This is a genomic window from Pseudoalteromonas sp. 20-MNA-CIBAN-0454 (assembly GCF_040308685.1).
GTDB classification, from domain to species: domain Bacteria; phylum Pseudomonadota; class Gammaproteobacteria; order Enterobacterales; family Alteromonadaceae; genus Pseudoalteromonas; species Pseudoalteromonas nigrifaciens.
In genome coordinates, this window is sequence record NZ_JBEOOB010000042.1 from 1 (window position 1) to 17,037 (window position 17,037).

Here is a 17,037-nt window from a genome sequence, read left to right on the forward strand (position 1 = left end):
TGATCAACAGAAGCATATTCCATGTATTAATGAGATAGGTAAATACATTAATTAATGGAACGGAGTAACTATAAGCTGTTTAAACATTAGTAATCAAAACCTTGCAGAGCCTTAACACCTGCATCAAATGCATGTTTTACATTACGCACTTCGCTTACTGTATCAGCCAGTTCTATTAATTTACGATGGGCTGCACGGCCGGTAATAATAACCGACTGCATTGGCGGTCTGTTGCTAATCGCCTCTAGCACTTCATCTACATCAATATACCCATAGGTTACCATGTAGGTTAGCTCATCGAGCAGCACTACATCTAGGCTTGCGTCACTAAGCAGTCGCTTTGACTCTTGCCAAGCAGCTTGCGCGGCTGCGGTATCGCTCTCTTTGTCTTGGGTATTCCATGTAAAGCCTGTGCCCATTACAACAAACTCTACACCCGCACTCTGTAACAAGTTACGCTCTCCACATTCCCAAGTGCCTTTTATGTACTGGCACACAGCGGCTTTTTTTCCATGACCAACACAACGTGCTACCACACCAAAGCCCGAGGTCGATTTACCTTTGCCATTACCGGTTATAACCTGAAAAATACCTTTTTCTTGTTGCGCTGCAGCTATTCGTGCATCAACTTGATCTTTTAATTTTTGTTGGCGTTGCTGATGTTTATCTTTACTTTGTTCGCTCATGATTATGCCCTTCATAAATTTTAATAATGTGTGCAATATTTAAATGCGTTTCACACATGGCAGCTAAACGCTCTAGTTGCTGCTCACGGTGCTGGTTAATATTAACCGGATTAATAACTGTATCGGCTTTGAGCCACTTTAATATTTGCAATGTGGCACTCGCTTGATCAAATAAGCCATGTAAATAAGTACCCGCTATGGCGTTATCATCACTAATAAACCCATCGGCTGTAAAGCCATTTGGGTGTTCATTAAAGCTTAAAAATGGTTTATTAAGTGCTTCACCTTGGCTAATGCCTGCATGAATTTCGTAGCCACTACAAAGTGTTTGCTGGTTATTTAATTGCATAGTCGCGGTTACATTACTCAATATTTTTTGTGCTGTAAGTGTGCTGGTAAAATCACTTAACGCTAGCCCCGGCATATGCTGTAATGATGACTCAACACCTAGGGGATCATTAATACTATTGCCAAGCATTTGCATACCACCACAAATACCAAGCACTTTACCACCATAACGTAAATGGCGCTTTATTTGTGTATCCCAGCCTTCATTTTTTAAAAAGGCTAAATCACTCAATACGTTTTTACTCCCCGGTAAAATGATCAAATCAACATCGGGGATCGCTTGTGTATGCGCTACATAATTAATATTTATATTGGGATGTAAGCGCAGTGCATCAAAGTCAGTATGGTTACTAATGTGCGGCACAAGCAGCACCGCAATATTAACGCTGACATTAGTTAGCGTATTATCTATAGCAATTGCATCTTCAGCGTCTAATGCTAGGTCGTGTAAATACGGCAATACGCCTAACACCGGTTTACCTGTGTATTTTTCCAGCCAATCAAGCCCACTTTGTAACAAGCTTATATCGCCTCTAAAACGATTTATTATAAAGCCTTTTACCCGCGCTTGCTCCGACTCACTCAATAATGCCAAAGTACCCACTAAATGAGCAAACACACCGCCTTTATCTATATCGGCAATTATAATTACGGGGCAGTCAACGGCTTCGGCGTAGCCCATATTAGCAATGTCGTTGGCTCTGAGGTTTATTTCGGCTGGGCTGCCTGCCCCTTCCACCAGCAGTAAATCAAAACGTTTTGCTAAACGGTTATGCGACGTAATTACTGCATCCATAGCTACTTTTTTATAATCGTGATACGCGCCAGCTTCCATATTACTTATGGCTTTACCATGAATAATAACCTGCGCGCCAGTATCGCTATTAGGCTTAAGTAATACGGGGTTAAAGTCAATTTCAGGTGCCACCTTTGCCGCTATAGCTTGCAGTGCTTGAGCTCGACCTATTTCACCACCATCATCTGTAACTGCACTATTTAATGCCATATTTTGTGGCTTAAATGGCGCTACATTTAACCCTCTATTAGCAAATACTCTACACAGCGCCGCAACCAGTGTACTTTTACCCGCATCGGATGTAGTGCCTTGCACCATTAACGTTTTCATTTATAGCCCTACACCTGGCGCTTACGAAAATACAATAAGCTTAAAAAGAACACGCTACCAATAGCTGCAGTAATAACCCCAACCGGTAACTCTTGATTCGTTAATAACGTGCGCGCTAGCACATCAACCCAAACCATAAAAGTACCACCCACCAAACTCGTTACCAGTAAGCCTGACAAGCTACCTTGGGAGATAAAAAAGCGCACAATATGCGGCACCATTAATCCTACAAAGCCAATTCCGCCGCACATAGCTACTAACACTGCCGTTATCAGCGAACTTAAAACCAACATTAATATTCTAAAGCGATGTACCCGCACACCCAGTGTTATAGCACTTTCATCGCCAAGCAGCATGGCATTAAGTTGGCGCCTAAAACTAAGCATTGTAAATGTACACAATACAATAACCACAAAAGGTAACCACAGCGTTGCCCACTGCGCCCGTGCAAAACTACCGAGCGTCCAAAATAAAATAGCCGCAACCGCCTGTGGGTCGCTCCAGTAAAGTAATAAACTGGTAAATGCGCTAAATAAAAATGACAAGGCCACACCTGCCAGCAGCATAGATTCTACTTGCCCACTTTGCTGCCGCCCTGCAATCAATATAAGTAAACTCATAGCCACTAAACTGCCAGCCAATGCCGCTGCCGATAATGCAAAGCCCGCACTAATGCCCACAAACGCCATGAGTATAACAACCCCCAAAGACGCCCCAGACGATATCCCAAATAAATAAGGATCTGCTAACGGATTACGCGTCACGGTTTGCAAAATAAGCCCGGCAATGGCTAAACCACTGCCAGCTAAAAATGCCAGTAATGTGCGTGGCATTCTTAATTCAACAATAATTCGAGTGTTAAAGGAGCCCTCTGTTGAGGTGAAAATACTTTTAAATACATCAGTTAATGATGTGTCGGCAGCGCCAAAACTCAGCGCCGTAAATAACGTAAATAATGCAGCTAGTACTGTGACTAAAAGTGCTATTGAATGATTGTTAAGCATGCGCATATTATTCATACCCATAAAAGTAAGTAATATGTGGAATAACACCACCTAATTTAGACATTTGCGGGTGGTGGCTTACTTGTGCACATACACCAAATACATCATTGAGCATGTCCTCGCTGAGCACATCGATGGGAGAGCCTGTATTAACAATTTCGCCGTGATTTATAACCACCAGCTCATCGCACATAGCAGCGGCTAAATTTAAATCATGAAACGATGCAAACACAGTAACGCCAAGCGATTTAGCCAACTCCATTACCTGAATTTGATACTTCACATCTAAGTGGCTGGTTGGCTCATCCATAATTAATAGTTGCGGTTGCTGCACCATAGCCCGAGCAATTAATGCACGTTGTTTTTCTCCTCCCGAAAGCGACTCAAAACGTTGGCTTGCATGATCCTGCAAGCCAACTCGCGCTATAGCTTGGTTTATTTTTTGTGTGTCGGCTGTTGTGGTGGTGCTAAATAATGCTTTATGCGGGGTTAACCCAAGTGCAACCACATCTAATAAAGTTAAATTAAATTGTGATGGGGTTTCTTGTAAAACAACCGCAACCTGCTTTGCGTATTCATGGCTTTTTAACTGCCAAATATCGGTATTATTAAATTTAATTTGCCCTGCAGTGGGCTGATTAAAGCGATACAAACACCGCAGTAAACTAGATTTACCTGCGCCATTGGGGCCAATTAAGCCAACGAACTTACCTTGCTTTATTTGCAAATTAATATTGTTAAGGATGGTTTTACTGCCAATATTCCACGACACGCGATTAACGCTTAACAATGGTGTACTTAATGGCGTTTGAGTTTGCAATAGTTAACCCTAGGCAGGAATGCGCTCACTAACAATGCAACTAACTATGGCTAGTACATAATTTGAAGATGAGTAAACCCGCTCGTTAAAATAGTTTATTTGTATCTGACTTAAAGCGTTATGCTAATTACAGTTGCGGGAACAGTTGAGGAGTTGCACCTCATTCCAAATGAATACTCTATTATGGGCGGCTAAGTAAATAATTTAAAGCAAAAAAACCGCACTTAACAAAGTACGGCTTAAAAAGGCAGTGCTAAGCGCTGCTTAAAATTTATATTCTATACCTACACCTAAGTAGTCTTGGTCAACGTTGTTGTCCATATCGAAATTAGAATAAAAACCAAATAATTTAGTGTTTTTATTTAACTGATGATCAACACCTGCCGAAATAGCCGTTTTGTCATCACTGCCTTTAAAATTCATTGCCTGGTACTGCAATTTAAAGGTATTGCTAGCCATAGTGTAAGCCGCACTTAATAAATAACCGTCGGCCTCACTACTGCCATCAACTTTTTCTTGCGTTTGATACATAGCGCCTAATTTAAAATCGGCTACTTTACCTTGTACTGATGCGCGCACTACATCGTAGCCGTTCACTTCACTATCGGCAGCAATAGCGGCATATATTGCGCTCTTTTTAAGGGCTGCGTCACCATAAGTTACTGCCATTGAATAGCCATTTTTAGCACCTGCTGCATCGCTATCCTCTGCAACAAACGTAGCCAAAAGCTTAAAACCTTGGTAAGAATTAGAGGCATAAGAAACACTACTGCCCATTCTATTTTCACCTTTAAAGGCATTTTTAATGTCGCCTTCAAGGTCGCTAAATAAATCAACTTTACCTTGTGACTGCTTAAGCGCGGTATCGTTACGGCCAATAACAACTTGGCCAAACGCGCCTTTTAAACCTATATACTGATTACGAGCAGAGATATTGTCGTCATTATCACCTTTTGAGTCGGCGTCAGAAACATCAACTTGAAATTCAAACTTATAAACAGCTTCTAAGCCATCAGATATTTTTTCAGACCCTTTTAAGCCCAAACGTGATTTGTTACTTTTAATTTCGGTAAAAGACCCCTCACCATCATCCGACGACTGTAGTGTTACGTTCGCTTTACCGTAAAAATCCACTTCAGCAAGCGCATTAAAAGACAAACCACCTAATAAAGCTATACATAAGCTCGACTTTACAAATTTCATGTTATTTCCTCGATAATCACAACAGACTCGTTTTTAATGCAACAGGAGTTTGGCACTGTTAAATGACAAAAATATTACAGCCGTCATATTTTTACACTTTTAAATTCATAAAAATACATAATAGTTGCAATCAAACGTACATATACAGCAAATCCATTGGCCTTACTCTACGGGTAACTTAGGGGTCATTTGGGTTAATAAATTTACTAATGTTTCTATTAACTCTTTTTGCTCATTGTCTCTGTGATAGGCAACAAATATATCGCGCGAGGTGGTTTCTACGTCTTTCACATGAAATAACTCGCCTTTTTCTAAATGCGCTGCAACAAGTACTTGAGGAATAAATGCACTCCCTCCGCATTGCAATATTAAATCAAGTGCTATACGCCCAGTACTTGTTCTAAAGTAGGGTGGGGTTTTGCCAGTAAACTGGCGAGCATGCCACAGTGAGAATGTCGTGCCCCAGTCAACATATACGTACTGGTTATCAAAAAAGTTATCGTAACTGGCAGTATCAAACGCGCTTACCGGTATAATGGGTAGTTCACAAATTCGCTCAACCACCAGCTCATCAACTTTTGGTGGATCAAATAAAATAGCTAAATCTAAGGTGCGCTCTAATAACAGGCGGGTACTTTCTTGTTGTGCTTTTACCTCAGCCACCAAAGACACACCGGGCATTGCCGATACAATATTAGTAATACCAAACTGTAAAAATGCATCCCAAATGTTTGGTGTACCCGCTAGGCAAATTTGTTTATGCATATTATCGGCAAGTGCCACATCTACTTTTGCTCTTTGCATGCCGGTAATGATCATTTGTGCATGGGGTAATAAACGCTCACCTGGCGCTGTTAGTTGAATATTATTGCGCTGGCGAATAAACAAATTAACACCAAGCCCTTGCTCTAATTGACGAATTCTAAAGCTTACTGCAGACTGCGTGATATAAAGGTTTTCAGCCGCTTTGCCAAAGTGACGAGTGCGTACTACCTCAACAAATGTTTTTAATAAATCGATATCCAATTTTTTATCCTCACGATAAAAATAACTTGTTTAAAATATTTGCAAACTTGCCGCATACTCCAGCAATTACCAAGGTATGAGGGTACAACAATGAGCAATGATATTTCACTACTTCGCCAAGCATTTGTTAGTCAACGTCAGTTTTTTGATGATCAAAACTTCCCACGCGGATTTGGTCGCAGCGGAAACTTTACCTTATTAGAAGCCAGTATATTAGAGCAACACGGTGTTGTTTTAAAAGGCTTACATAATAAAGCCCTAGAGCCACAAAATGAACATCAGCAACAATTTGTCGCTGTTATTAGTGGTGCTTTAGAGCCAACCAATGCAATTGAGCGCGCTTGGGTTAAATACTTAAAGTTAACAACCAGCAAAGCAAAGTTCCATACATTATTTGGCCGCTCAAAAATAGCGACCCCAGCACCAATAAGCCAAGACTATTACGCCGAGTCAGACAGTATGTAATTGCTTTAACTATTTAATTTTTACATTTTAAATAGTTAAACATACACCAAGCCTAGCGCGAGTACAAAATACATCGCGCTACGTGCTTACTTAAGTTAACTAACTTTTAAACCACGCCTGAGGCCACAATAGCGGCTTTTTTACGTTTACGAGATTGCCTAAAAGAGTCCCAACTAAAAATAGCCAATGCACTCCAAATACAAACAAATGTAACTACTCGCTCGGCATCAAACACTTCACCGTAAAGCATCACAGCTAATATAAACATCAAACTTGGCCCTATGTACTGAAAAAAGCCTAAAGTGGTGTATTGCAAACGCTTAGCAGCGCCGGTAAAGCACAGTAGTGGTAAGGTGGTAATGATCCCGGCACTAATGAGTAACACATTGGTATGCCAGTCATTAGCAGGCAAGCTTGACGTTGCTGTAGGCACCATTAAATACCAATAAATAAGCGCTACGGGCAAGAGTATAAATGCTTCTATTGAAATACCGGACAATGCTTCCACTGGCAGTTTCTTACGCAGTAAACCATATATTGCAAATGATATAGCTAACGAAAAAGCAACCACAGGAAATGAGCCAAAACTTATTAATTGCAGCAGTACACCGGTAAATGCTAAAGCAACAGCAACCATTTGAAACTTACGTAAACGTTCGCCTAAAAATAACACTCCCAGTAATACATTTAGTAACGGATTAATGTAATAACCTAAACTGGCATCAAGCATATGATTATTATTAACCGCCCATATAAACAAGCCCCAGTTAAACCCCAGTATCGACGAGGTTAAAACCAGCATTAACAATAATTTAGGCTGTACTATTATGCGTTTAATTCTATCCCACTGGCCTAAAATACTCACAATAATAATTAAAAACATCACCGACCACACAACACGATGCGTTAAAATTTCAAATGCAGTAACATGCTGGAGTTGCTTAAAGTATATAGGTGCTAAACCCCATATAGTAAAAGCGATGCAAGCCAAAATGGCGCCCTTGCGCTTCTCGGTATCAATCGGCATAAATAAACACTTAGTTATTCAAAAGGTCGCCAGTTTACTCCGCAAACTTTTATTAGCCAACTAAATACGTACCCGTACCAAATGCTATTTGTACTGCTTGCTCATTATGCAATTCCATCCTACAAACACATACTTTATTGCCCGAGCGAATTAAAGTGGCACTGGCTATAAATTTCTCGCCTTTGCCTGGGCGTAGGTAATCGGTGCGCATATCTATAGTGCCCAAGGTGGCTAGTTTTTGCTGCACAGATAAAATATCAACATCGTTTAGCTTATCTATTACACTTGCTGCAGCTAACATACCACCTACGTTATCGAGCACTGCCGAAATAACGCCGCCATGGAGTATTTTTTGTGCCGGATTACCTATGAGTATATCCTGCCAAGGAAACGATATTTTTGCTTGTTCTGGGCTAAGTGATTCTACCGATATTTTTAAAAACTGATTAAACGGCATATTATTTACAAACAGCGAGCCTACATGCTCTATTAACATTTCTTTATTCATTATTATTCTCTATGTTATATCTGGTAAGAGGAGTAAAGCATAACTAGGATAAAACTAGCAACACAGTTAAATTTATTAGCCGCTTAAAGTCAGCTAATATCCCCCCCTGAGCGAGTAAATTCACACGTTATAAATTTATTCAAAAAACATTCAACACTCGCTAAAGACATCCTGTACAAAAAACACTAAAATACCCCGCAATGAATACATTAACACCACCCTCTAGCTCACTTGTGCGCACCCCTGAAGCTGTACTCAAACAAGTGTTTGGTTATAGTGAATTTCGCGACGGCCAAAAAACGGTTATTGATGCAGCCATTAACGGCCAAGATTCGTTGGTATTGCTGCCAACCGGTGGCGGTAAATCTGTGTGCTATCAAATACCCGCTTTAGTGCTTGAAGGGGTAACTATTGTTATTTCTCCGCTAATATCGCTAATGCAAGATCAGGTAACTCAACTACAAGCGCTGGGCGTTAAAGCCGCATATATAAATAATAGCTTAGCCCGCGAAGAGCAGCAGCAGGTATACCAACAACTCCATCAGGGATTAATTAAACTACTGTATGTTGCCCCTGAAAAAGTGCTGCAGCGCGAGTTTTTAGAGCGCTTATCGCATTTAAAAATCAGCTTATTTGCTATTGACGAAGCGCATTGTGTATCGCATTGGGGGCACGATTTTAGACCCCATTACTTTCGTTTAAGCGAATTAAAACAACGCTTTGCTCACGTTCCTATGATGGCGCTTACTGCAACCGCCGATAAAGCCACTCGTTTTGATATTGTTGAGCAATTAAAGTTACAACAACCCTATATTCATACCGGCAGCTTTGATCGCCCTAATATTCGCTACACCATAGAAGAAAAATTTAAACCTATGGTGCAACTGCTGCGCTATTTAAAAGAACAAAAAAGCCAAAGCGGCATAATTTATTGCACCAGCCGTAAGCGCGTAGACGACATAGCCGAAAAGTTAGCCGACGCGGGACTTAACGCCGCCGCCTATCATGCAGGTATGAGTAACGAGCAGCGCCAATTTGTGCAAACCGGCTTTGCCCGCGACGATATACAAATAGTGGTTGCTACAGTGGCCTTTGGTATGGGTATAAATAAACCCAATGTGCGCTTTGTATTGCATTACGATATTCCCAAAAGCATAGAGTCGTACTATCAAGAAACTGGCCGCGCTGGGCGAGATGGCCTTGCCGCTGAGGCTATAATGTATTTTGATCCGGCTGATATAGGCCGCGTAAGACGCTTTTTTGAAGATATTGACGACGAGCAACGTCGCCGCGTCGAAGAGCAGCGCTTTAATGCCATGGCCAGTTTTGCCGAAGCACAAACCTGCCGTCGACAAATCCTGCTTAACTATTTTAGTGAGTATCAACGTGAGCCATGCGGTAACTGCGATATTTGCTTAAATCCGCCCAAAAGCTTTGATGGCACTTTAGTAGCGCAGCAGGCACTATCGTGTGTGTACAGAGCAGAGCAACGCTTTGGCCTTGGATATATTGTTGAGTTACTACGCGGTGCAAACACCAGTCGTATTCGCGATAATAACCATCATCAACTCAGCACCTACGGCATTGGCAAAGACAAAAGCAGTGAATTTTGGCTAAGTATTTTACGCCAACTTATTCATCAAGGCTTATTAAGCCAAGATATAACCCAAGGTGCATCACTGCGTTTAACCGAAGCCGCGCGCGCTATTTTAAAAAGCGAATATGCGTTGCAACTCGCAGAGCCTCGCCTGCAAGCTAAGCATGTTTATCAAGATAAATTAGCTCAGTTTAATTACGACAAAAAGCTATTTGCTCGCTTAAGGGCGCTGCGAAAAGAGTTAGCCGATGCCGACGATGTACCGCCGTACGTGGTATTTAACGACAAAACGCTTGCAGAAATGGCGCAGCTAATGCCGACCAACGACAGCGAATTCTTAAAGGTGTCGGGTGTTGGCTTTACTAAATTAAATAAGTATGGCGGTGAGTTTTTAACTGCAATTCGCAACTACCTTGCTACTAACTAAGAGCATTATGACCATAATAGAATATCACCACACGCATCAATGCATTATTATTACGCCGGTAGAGCCGCCCCACGACGAAGACTTTGAACTGTGGAGTCGCTTGTTTTTACACCACGATGAAATAACCATTAATGAGTACTCTGCTGGTGCCGATCGCCATCAACTGCGCTTCACTTATCAGCAGCAAACATTTAATTTAAACTTTGAACACTACAGCCAAAGTATTTGGATTAACGGCGAAGGCCATGACGCTGAACATTTATTAGCCGCACTTACTTTTTACCTAAGTTAATAGCAATTAAATAACTTCAAGCTCTCTACTTTTAACTTACATTTTAGTAACAATGATGTAAGCTGATATTACGGTAGTAATTTGCTACGTAGCAGTAAAGGGTTTGAATGATTACTAAAAAATGGATTTCATCTTGTTGTTTTAGCCTCTGTATTCCAAGCTTTTTTATGTTCAGTTTAGCTGCGCAAGAAACCCCTCATGCGCAAAATGATTGCGCAAGCGAGCAACCAACGCCATCAAGTAGTAATAATTTACGCCGTCAACTAGATCAACCAACGCCACTGTTAAAGCAAAGTAGTAATGCAAAAATTGCCAATATTACTTTGCAGCAACTTAACGTATTTAATACTGAACTCGAAGCCGAAAATAACGCCCTATTTCGCTTTGCTAACCGCGCGCATATTCAAACCGAGCCTGAGGTTATTAAAAGTATTTTATTGTTTGAGAGCGGTGATAATTTTGATCCTAAAAAGCTCGCCGAATCAGAACGCTTACTGCGTAAACAAAACTATTTATACGATGCTCAAGTCATTGCCACCGAAAACTGCGAAGGGAACGTTAATGTTACCGTCGTTACGCGTGACTTATGGACACTACTACCAGAAATAAGCTTTAGCCGCAGTGGCGGAGAAAACAAGTCGAGTATTGGTTTTCGCGAATCTAACTTATTTGGCTGGGGTAAGCGTTTGTCGTTGTCGCGCACTACAGATAGCGATCGTAATGGTTATTTATTTGTATACGACGATCCTAATATTTTATCAACCCGCTATCGTGGGCGTTTAGAGTACGCCGATAATAACGATGGTAAACGCCATCTGCTAGAACTTACCTATCCGTTTTTTGCTATAGACACCCCTTTTAGCTACGGTATTTTAAGCTATTCAGAGCAACGCGAAGAAGCGCTATATCAGCGCGGTGAAAAGTTTAGCGAGTTTGATCAAACGACCGACTACAACAGTTTTTTTGTTGGTCACTCCAAAGCATTAAGCCATAACTGGACCCAGCGCCTCAGCCTGGGCTACGTTGATGAGCAACATACTTTTGCTGCAATAGACTCTACCTTTGCCCCCTTAGCCGTCGATCGCAGCTTAAGTTACCCTTATGTAAGCGGACACTGGTTTGAAGATAACTTTATAAAAGTACGCAATTTCGACAGTATTTATCGTACTGAGGACTTAAACTTAGGTTGGAACATAAAAGCCTTACTAGGCTACTCCGATGAATCTGTTAGTAACGATGATAGCCGCGCGGTTTACTCTTTTAATTTTAAAAAAGCTCACTTTAGTGGCGATAATACCTTATGGCGCTTTAGTGCAGACATTGATGGTTACTGGAATAAAGAGCAGGACAAATTTGAAAACCTGATCTCCACCAGCCAAATACAATATTATTTAAATACCAGCATTGATCAGTCTTGGTATGTAAAAGCTCGGGTGCAGTACGCTAAAAACCTCACTAACGATAAACAACTTACACTCGGCGGCGAAACCGGCCTACGTGGCTACCCTATGGATTATCAGCATGGGGATCGCAGCTTTTTAGTGAGTTTAGAAAAGCGCTACTATTGGGAATATGATTTGCTGCAATTATTTAAAGTAGGCGGCGCGGCTTTTCTTGATGTTGGCCGAGCATGGTCTAACACCCCAAACAATGTTGAAGATAGCCGCGTTCTTAAAAATGTAGGTATAGGCCTGCGCTTAGCACCAAGCCGTGCAAATGCCGGCACCATGATCCATATAGATATAGCTGCACCGCTAGATAGTGCCGATGGCGTAGATTCGTTACAGTGGCTGGTAAATGTTAAAAATTCTTTTTAAATGGCTATTTCGTCGCACCCTAAAGCGTTAAACTGGGCATATATAATTATTGTGAGACTATAACTTTGGAATTGTTAGCTCTGCTTGGCACCCAATATAAACTGGTCGTTACCCTTATTGCGTTATTACTTTTTCCGATACTGTTAAAAGGTACTAAAAAGCTTCTCGAAAAAGCTATTAAAGGAAAAATAGACCTACACCGAAAATATCGTGCTGAGCTATTACTTAAAATTATCCTCGCATTTGTGATGTTATGTTTAGTGCTGGTATTTTGGGGTATCGAGCTACGTGGACTCCTAGTACTAGGTTCGTCGCTATTTGCTATGCTAGGTGTTGCACTGTTTGCCGCTTGGTCATTACTTAGTAATCTCACCGCTTTTTTACTGATGTTTATTCAAAATGACTGCCGCGTTGGCTATTGGGTACGTATTGTTGATGGCGCAAATAGTATTGAAGGGCGCATTATAGAAATGGGCTTAATGAATGTAGTGCTTGAGCACATTGACGGGCATAGAGTTATATACCCTAATAACTTATTTGTAACTCGTCCGGTACTGGTTTTAAACAAAGAACCTAAGCCAACAAAAGCACCGGTAATTAGGCGTATTATTGGCCCCAAAAAGCCAAATAAATAGTAATAAAAAAGCCGTTTTGTTATCCCAACTGGGTTAACTAAAACGGCTTTACAATTTATTCTATCTATATTTAGTAGCTTACTATTATAACTAGTTATTTAACTCAGCTGTTTTAAGCTCATCATCTAAATCATTTATTTCATCAATAAAAGTGCCAAGCTGTTGTTCAACCAAGCTATTTGCATGAGCAAAATACGCAATATGAAACACCGCATCACCCTCATTTACTAATGGCATAGTTTGCTGGCCAATAATAATTCCACTGCGTGGTGCTGGTAACTCAAGTTCAGAGTCGCCAAGTGGGCTGCTAATATAAGCAAGTACTTGCCCCTTAGTAACACGCTCTCCAAGCGATACCTGCGCACGCACAATGCCATCTACATTAGCACGCACCCAACTTGTAGAGCTGGCTATAATAGGCTCAGGAAGCTTTCTAGGACGCTTACCACGGATCATTTTTAAATGGCGCATAACATAGTCAACGCCTTGTACACCTGCAGCAATCGCAAATGGGTCAAAACGCAGTGCTTCACCGGCTTCATAAGTAATAACCGGGATCCCTAAGTTAGCGGCTTCGCTGCGCAGTGAGCCATTACGTAACGAGGCATCTATCACTGCGGGTGTACCAAATGCTTTAGCCATTTGTGCGGTGGCTTCATCGGCTAAATTAGCGCGTATTTGCGGTAAGTTAGTGCGGTGAATAGCTCCCGTATGTAAATCAATAATATGGGTACAATGTACTGCCACTTGATTAAAAAACATATACGCCATACGACCAGCCAGCGAGCCACGCTCTGAACCCGGAAAACTGCGGTTCATATCGCGTCTATCAGGTAAGTAGCGCGACTTATGTATAAAGCCAAACACATTTACAATCGGCACCGCAATCAGCGTGCCGCGCAACTGGTTAGGATCTATTTTAGCAAGTAATTGCCGCACCACTTCTACGCCATTGAGCTCATCGCCATGAATAGCCGCACACACCATAAGTACCGGCCCTTCCATAACACCATTAACCACTTCAATTGGAATATTAAGTGGAGAGTGGGTATAAAGTTTTGCCGCTTCTAAGGCCAGCGTTTTACGCTCGCCTACGCCAACACTTTCACCTAATAAGGTAAAAGAACGGTTAATTTTAACCTTTGCCACGAGTTGCTGTTCCTTTACTTGATGCTGTTTTTTCAATGAAATCAATCACCATGCCTGCAATATCTTTACCTGTTGCTATTTCAATGCCCTCAAGGCCTGGTGATGAGTTAACTTCCATCACTAAAGGACCACGTGATGAGCGAAGTAAATCAACACCGGCTACATTTAAGCCCATCGCTTTAGCAGCTGCAACGGCTGTTTTACGTTCTTCTGGCGTAATACGCACTAATGTAGCGCTACCACCACGGTGAAGGTTTGAGCGGAACTCACCTTCTTGTGCTTGGCGTTTCATTGCTGCAATCACTTTGTCACCTAAAACAAAACAACGGATGTCAGCACCACCGGCTTCTTTAATGTATTCTTGCACCATAATGTTAGCTTTTAAGCCCATAAATGCTTCAATAACACTCTCAGCCGCTTTACGCGTTTCAGCCAATACCACACCAATACCTTGCGTGCCTTCTAGTAGTTTAATTACTACCGGCGCACCGCCTACCATTTCGAGCAAGTCTTTTACATCATCTGGTTTACTAGCAAAACCAGTCACTGGCATACCTACACCTTTACGAGATAAAAGCTGTAATGAGCGCAACTTATCGCGAGAGCGAGAAATAGCAACCGACTCGTTTACTGGATACACGCCCATCATTTCAAATTGACGCAGCACCGAACAGCCGTAAAACGTAACTGATGCGCCAATACGCGGAATAACTGCATCAAAGCCTTTTAAGTTTTCACCACGATAGTGAATTTCTGGTAGCTCAGAGTTTATATTCATATAACAACGCAGTGCATCTACTACTTTAACTTCGTGACCACGAGCTTCAGCCGCCTCAATTAAACGACGCGTTGAATACAATTTTTTGTTGCGAGATAAAATACCAATTTTCATAATTTAAACCTTAATAAGTACGTATTATTTTAGAAGCTTAGTCCCTCTAAAAGTTAATACATCCTTATAATAAATGAGATAAAGCCGGGTCAACGACTATACGATTTTCCATGGCTGTACGCCCGAGTAACATTCTAAACTTCATTGTTGCGCGGCTAGTTAAGGTAATTTCTATAGGCCAGCTATATTTACCCGCATGCAATGTTGTTTCTATAAAGTAACGTAACTCTTTTTGCCCGCCAGAGCTGGTTACGTGCTTCTTCTTTTTAACTTTTGCATTGCAAACAACTTGTGTTTCTTCATCTTCTTGCAATGGCTGGGTAATAAATTTAACCCACTTTTCGCCATCAACTTCATACTCTTCTATATTAAGTGCATGAATACATGAGGTGCGGGCACCGGTATCAATTTTTGCTTTTACTTTCTCGATGCCTAGCTCTGGTAAACTCAACCACTCACGCCAACCAACGGTAATCTTTGCTGTCATAAATGTGCCCTTAATAAAAAAGTGTCTTATACGCTACCGGAAAAAAAACACCAACAAAATAAATTTATCAAGTCGACAAATTGATTTGATTGATCTTTATAGCCGACTAGTTTAACAATATAAGCGTAACAAACTAGTCAACTTTAAGGGCCAAAAACCCCCTTGTTCGAAGCGCTAAATAAATTTAACTTCTTAAAAAAGAAAGATAAGTTTAATTTACTAAAGTAAATACACTATAGTAAACGGTATTAAAAACACACCATCTATGAGAAATTATTATGATTAATGGCTTACTTCACGCCCTTGTACTTGATGAGCAAGGCGGTGCGCGCACTATAGAAAACAGCGCCGAACTACATAATTGGCAACCAGAGCAAGGCAAGCTTTGGGTGCACATGGATTATAGCCAAGCTGACGTTGTCACTTGGCTAAAAGGCTGTGAATTTTTAACCGACTACGAATTAGAGTCGCTAACTGCAGACGAAACTCGTCCACGTATCACCCCTGCTACAAACGGCCATATGTTATTTTTACGCGGTATTAATTTAAATCCGGCACAAAGCCCTGAAGACATGGTTTCAATTCGCCTTTTTATTAACGATGATATTGTTATTACTACCCGAAAGCGTCGCTTAATATCTATTCAAGATATTTTAGCTTCATTTAGTAACAATACCGGTCCGCGCAGTATTTCTGAACTCGTCTGCACTATCACCCAAAAACTCACTTCCCGTATGGAAAGTGTTATTGATGCTTTAGATGAAACCCTAGATGAATTTGAAGAAGAAATAGATGAGCCAAGCAAAAAGTTTGATAATCAAGGTTTGTCGCAATTACGTCGGCAAACTATTGCTTTAAAACGCTATTTAAAGCCACAAAAAGAAGCGCTTATTAGCATGGTTAATCATCACTATTCATGGCTCTTCGATGAGGATAAAGCTAAGCTTAATGAAACCACTAATTTACTAACTCGTTACCTTGAAGAATTAGACAGCTCAATAGAGCGGGCGCAAATTATTCAACAAACAGTCACTAACCAAGTATCTGAGCAGCTAAATCAGCGTATGTATGTTATGTCGGTGGTGGCTGCATTATTTTTGCCACTGGGCTTTTTAACCGGCTTATTAGGCGTAAACGTAGGCGGCATACCTGGCACAGAAAGCCCTTATGCGTTCACTTTATTCGTCGTGTTTTTAGTTGTACTTACCGGCAGTATTGGCGTGTACTTTAAAAATAAAAAATGGCTGTAACAGTATAAATTAATTATTCAGTGAAAGTAACGCGCTGCGGGTAAAGCAACAAGCAAAGCGATATTAGCTTTTAACCTGTGTATAAAAGCAAAGACAGCTTATAAATACGATGGGTAATTTAACGTGAGTAGCATCAAATTTTTATGCAATAAAAATCTGATGCTACTCTAAACACGCAAAAAAAATTCAAATATAAAACCCTCTATATTCTCCAAAAAACAAACCACACCAAGATAAAGTAACAATTTAATTACAATAAACTAGCAAAACCCTTGACT

General features: G+C 41.0%; 17 protein-coding genes and 1 riboswitch. Of the genes, 6 read left to right on the forward strand and 11 right to left on the reverse strand.

All coding sequences use genetic code 11. The annotated features are described in order from the left end of the window. Window positions 1-86: 86 nt before the first annotated feature. From cobO to AAEZ22_RS16095, 6 genes are all read right to left on the reverse strand, one after another. On the reverse strand, window positions 87-686 hold the full coding sequence (gene cobO, locus AAEZ22_RS16070; protein ID WP_086995231.1) for a cob(I)yrinic acid a,c-diamide adenosyltransferase: 600 nt from the start codon (window positions 684-686) through the stop codon (window positions 87-89). After that, window positions 670-2,160: a cobyric acid synthase gene (locus AAEZ22_RS16075; RefSeq protein ID WP_350594191.1), complete on the reverse strand. Its 1,491-nt coding sequence runs from the start codon at window positions 2,158-2,160 to the stop codon at window positions 670-672. Before AAEZ22_RS16075 ends, cobO begins: the two co-directional genes overlap by 17 nt. 8 nt (window positions 2,161-2,168) lie before the next feature. Then, complete coding sequence (locus AAEZ22_RS16080) at window positions 2,169-3,170, reverse strand: FecCD family ABC transporter permease (protein WP_352298021.1); 1,002 nt, start codon at window positions 3,168-3,170, stop codon at window positions 2,169-2,171. A gap of 1 nt (window position 3,171) precedes the next feature. After that, complete coding sequence (locus AAEZ22_RS16085; RefSeq protein ID WP_352298024.1) at window positions 3,172-3,984, reverse strand: ABC transporter ATP-binding protein; 813 nt, start codon at window positions 3,982-3,984, stop codon at window positions 3,172-3,174. A 79-nt stretch (window positions 3,985-4,063) separates the two neighbouring features. Beyond that, window positions 4,064-4,204, reverse strand: a riboswitch (cobalamin riboswitch). A gap of 44 nt (window positions 4,205-4,248) precedes the next feature. After that, window positions 4,249-5,187, reverse strand: a complete 939-nt coding sequence (locus AAEZ22_RS16090; RefSeq protein ID WP_352298027.1) for a porin — start codon at window positions 5,185-5,187, stop codon at window positions 4,249-4,251. Window positions 5,188-5,349: 162 nt separating this feature from the next. Next, a complete protein-coding gene (locus AAEZ22_RS16095) occupies window positions 5,350-6,213 on the reverse strand; it encodes a LysR family transcriptional regulator (RefSeq protein WP_011329216.1) in 864 nt (287 codons plus the stop codon). 90 nt (window positions 6,214-6,303) lie between these two features. On the opposite strand from AAEZ22_RS16095, the gene AAEZ22_RS16100 reads away from it, so the two are divergent. Beyond that, window positions 6,304-6,678 carry a MaoP family protein gene (locus tag AAEZ22_RS16100; RefSeq protein WP_011329217.1) on the forward strand — a complete coding sequence of 125 codons (375 nt, stop codon included), beginning with the start codon at window positions 6,304-6,306 and terminating at the stop codon, window positions 6,676-6,678. Window positions 6,679-6,784: 106 nt separating this feature from the next. On the opposite strand, the gene rarD is transcribed toward AAEZ22_RS16100, so the two are convergent. Both rarD and AAEZ22_RS16110 read right to left on the reverse strand, forming a co-directional pair. Continuing rightward, entirely contained in the window at window positions 6,785-7,705 is a 921-nt protein-coding gene (gene rarD, locus AAEZ22_RS16105) for an EamA family transporter RarD (RefSeq protein ID WP_011329218.1), read from the reverse strand. A 52-nt stretch (window positions 7,706-7,757) separates the two neighbouring features. Then, complete coding sequence (locus AAEZ22_RS16110) at window positions 7,758-8,213, reverse strand: thioesterase family protein (RefSeq protein WP_172459223.1); 456 nt, start codon at window positions 8,211-8,213, stop codon at window positions 7,758-7,760. A gap of 200 nt (window positions 8,214-8,413) precedes the next feature. On the opposite strand from AAEZ22_RS16110, the gene recQ reads away from it, so the two are divergent. The 4 genes from recQ (at window position 8,414) to AAEZ22_RS16130 (ending at window position 12,981) form a co-directional block, all read left to right on the forward strand. Next, window positions 8,414-10,237 carry a DNA helicase RecQ gene (gene recQ, locus AAEZ22_RS16115; RefSeq protein WP_011329220.1) on the forward strand — a complete coding sequence of 608 codons (1,824 nt, stop codon included), beginning with the start codon at window positions 8,414-8,416 and terminating at the stop codon, window positions 10,235-10,237. A gap of 7 nt (window positions 10,238-10,244) precedes the next feature. Continuing rightward, a complete protein-coding gene (locus tag AAEZ22_RS16120; RefSeq protein ID WP_011329221.1) occupies window positions 10,245-10,529 on the forward strand; it encodes a DUF3630 family protein in 285 nt (94 codons plus the stop codon). A gap of 107 nt (window positions 10,530-10,636) precedes the next feature. Next, window positions 10,637-12,346, forward strand: a complete 1,710-nt coding sequence (locus AAEZ22_RS16125) for a ShlB/FhaC/HecB family hemolysin secretion/activation protein (RefSeq protein ID WP_352298030.1) — start codon at window positions 10,637-10,639, stop codon at window positions 12,344-12,346. Between the two features lie 65 nt (window positions 12,347-12,411). Continuing rightward, the gene (locus tag AAEZ22_RS16130) at window positions 12,412-12,981 is read left to right on the forward strand and encodes a mechanosensitive ion channel domain-containing protein (protein ID WP_011329223.1); all 570 of its coding nucleotides are present in this window, start codon (window positions 12,412-12,414) and stop codon (window positions 12,979-12,981) included. A 90-nt stretch (window positions 12,982-13,071) separates the two neighbouring features. Here AAEZ22_RS16130 and AAEZ22_RS16135 read toward each other — a convergent pair whose 3' ends face one another. The 3 genes from AAEZ22_RS16135 to AAEZ22_RS16145 form a co-directional block, all read right to left on the reverse strand. Further along, window positions 13,072-14,130 carry a succinylglutamate desuccinylase/aspartoacylase family protein gene (locus tag AAEZ22_RS16135; RefSeq protein ID WP_011329224.1) on the reverse strand — a complete coding sequence of 353 codons (1,059 nt, stop codon included), beginning with the start codon at window positions 14,128-14,130 and terminating at the stop codon, window positions 13,072-13,074. After that, window positions 14,117-15,022, reverse strand: coding sequence for a 30S ribosomal protein S6--L-glutamate ligase (gene rimK, locus AAEZ22_RS16140; protein ID WP_011329225.1), 906 nt, complete (start codon window positions 15,020-15,022; stop codon window positions 14,117-14,119). Before rimK ends, AAEZ22_RS16135 begins: the two co-directional genes overlap by 14 nt. Window positions 15,023-15,086: 64 nt before the next feature. Continuing rightward, window positions 15,087-15,509, reverse strand: a complete 423-nt coding sequence (locus tag AAEZ22_RS16145) for an ATP-dependent zinc protease family protein (RefSeq protein ID WP_086995212.1) — start codon at window positions 15,507-15,509, stop codon at window positions 15,087-15,089. A gap of 278 nt (window positions 15,510-15,787) precedes the next feature. Between AAEZ22_RS16145 and AAEZ22_RS16150 the strand changes: the two genes are divergently transcribed. After that, window positions 15,788-16,759 carry a zinc transporter ZntB gene (locus AAEZ22_RS16150; protein ID WP_352298033.1) on the forward strand — a complete coding sequence of 324 codons (972 nt, stop codon included), beginning with the start codon at window positions 15,788-15,790 and terminating at the stop codon, window positions 16,757-16,759. The last annotated feature ends 278 nt before the right edge of the window (window positions 16,760-17,037 follow it).

What these genes read in the sequence shown, in the direction of transcription:
- cobO (WP_086995231.1), bottom strand. Translation starts at nt 686, where the DNA reads ATGAGCGAACAAAGTAAAGATAAACATCAGCAACGCCAACAAAAATTA.
- AAEZ22_RS16075 (WP_350594191.1), bottom strand. Translation starts at nt 2,160, where the DNA reads ATGAAAACGTTAATGGTGCAAGGCACTACATCCGATGCGGGTAAAAGT.
- AAEZ22_RS16080 (WP_352298021.1), bottom strand. Translation starts at nt 3,170, where the DNA reads ATGCGCATGCTTAACAATCATTCAATAGCACTTTTAGTCACAGTACTA.
- AAEZ22_RS16090 (WP_352298027.1), bottom strand. Translation starts at nt 5,187, where the DNA reads ATGAAATTTGTAAAGTCGAGCTTATGTATAGCTTTATTAGGTGGTTTG.
- AAEZ22_RS16100 (WP_011329217.1), top strand. Translation starts at nt 6,304, where the DNA reads ATGAGCAATGATATTTCACTACTTCGCCAAGCATTTGTTAGTCAACGT.
- rarD (WP_011329218.1), bottom strand. Translation starts at nt 7,705, where the DNA reads ATGCCGATTGATACCGAGAAGCGCAAGGGCGCCATTTTGGCTTGCATC.
- AAEZ22_RS16110 (WP_172459223.1), bottom strand. Translation starts at nt 8,213, where the DNA reads ATGAATAAAGAAATGTTAATAGAGCATGTAGGCTCGCTGTTTGTAAAT.
- recQ (WP_011329220.1), top strand. Translation starts at nt 8,414, where the DNA reads ATGAATACATTAACACCACCCTCTAGCTCACTTGTGCGCACCCCTGAA.
- AAEZ22_RS16120 (WP_011329221.1), top strand. Translation starts at nt 10,245, where the DNA reads ATGACCATAATAGAATATCACCACACGCATCAATGCATTATTATTACG.
- AAEZ22_RS16125 (WP_352298030.1), top strand. Translation starts at nt 10,637, where the DNA reads ATGATTACTAAAAAATGGATTTCATCTTGTTGTTTTAGCCTCTGTATT.
- rimK (WP_011329225.1), bottom strand. Translation starts at nt 15,022, where the DNA reads ATGAAAATTGGTATTTTATCTCGCAACAAAAAATTGTATTCAACGCGT.
- AAEZ22_RS16145 (WP_086995212.1), bottom strand. Translation starts at nt 15,509, where the DNA reads ATGACAGCAAAGATTACCGTTGGTTGGCGTGAGTGGTTGAGTTTACCA.
- AAEZ22_RS16150 (WP_352298033.1), top strand. Translation starts at nt 15,788, where the DNA reads ATGATTAATGGCTTACTTCACGCCCTTGTACTTGATGAGCAAGGCGGT.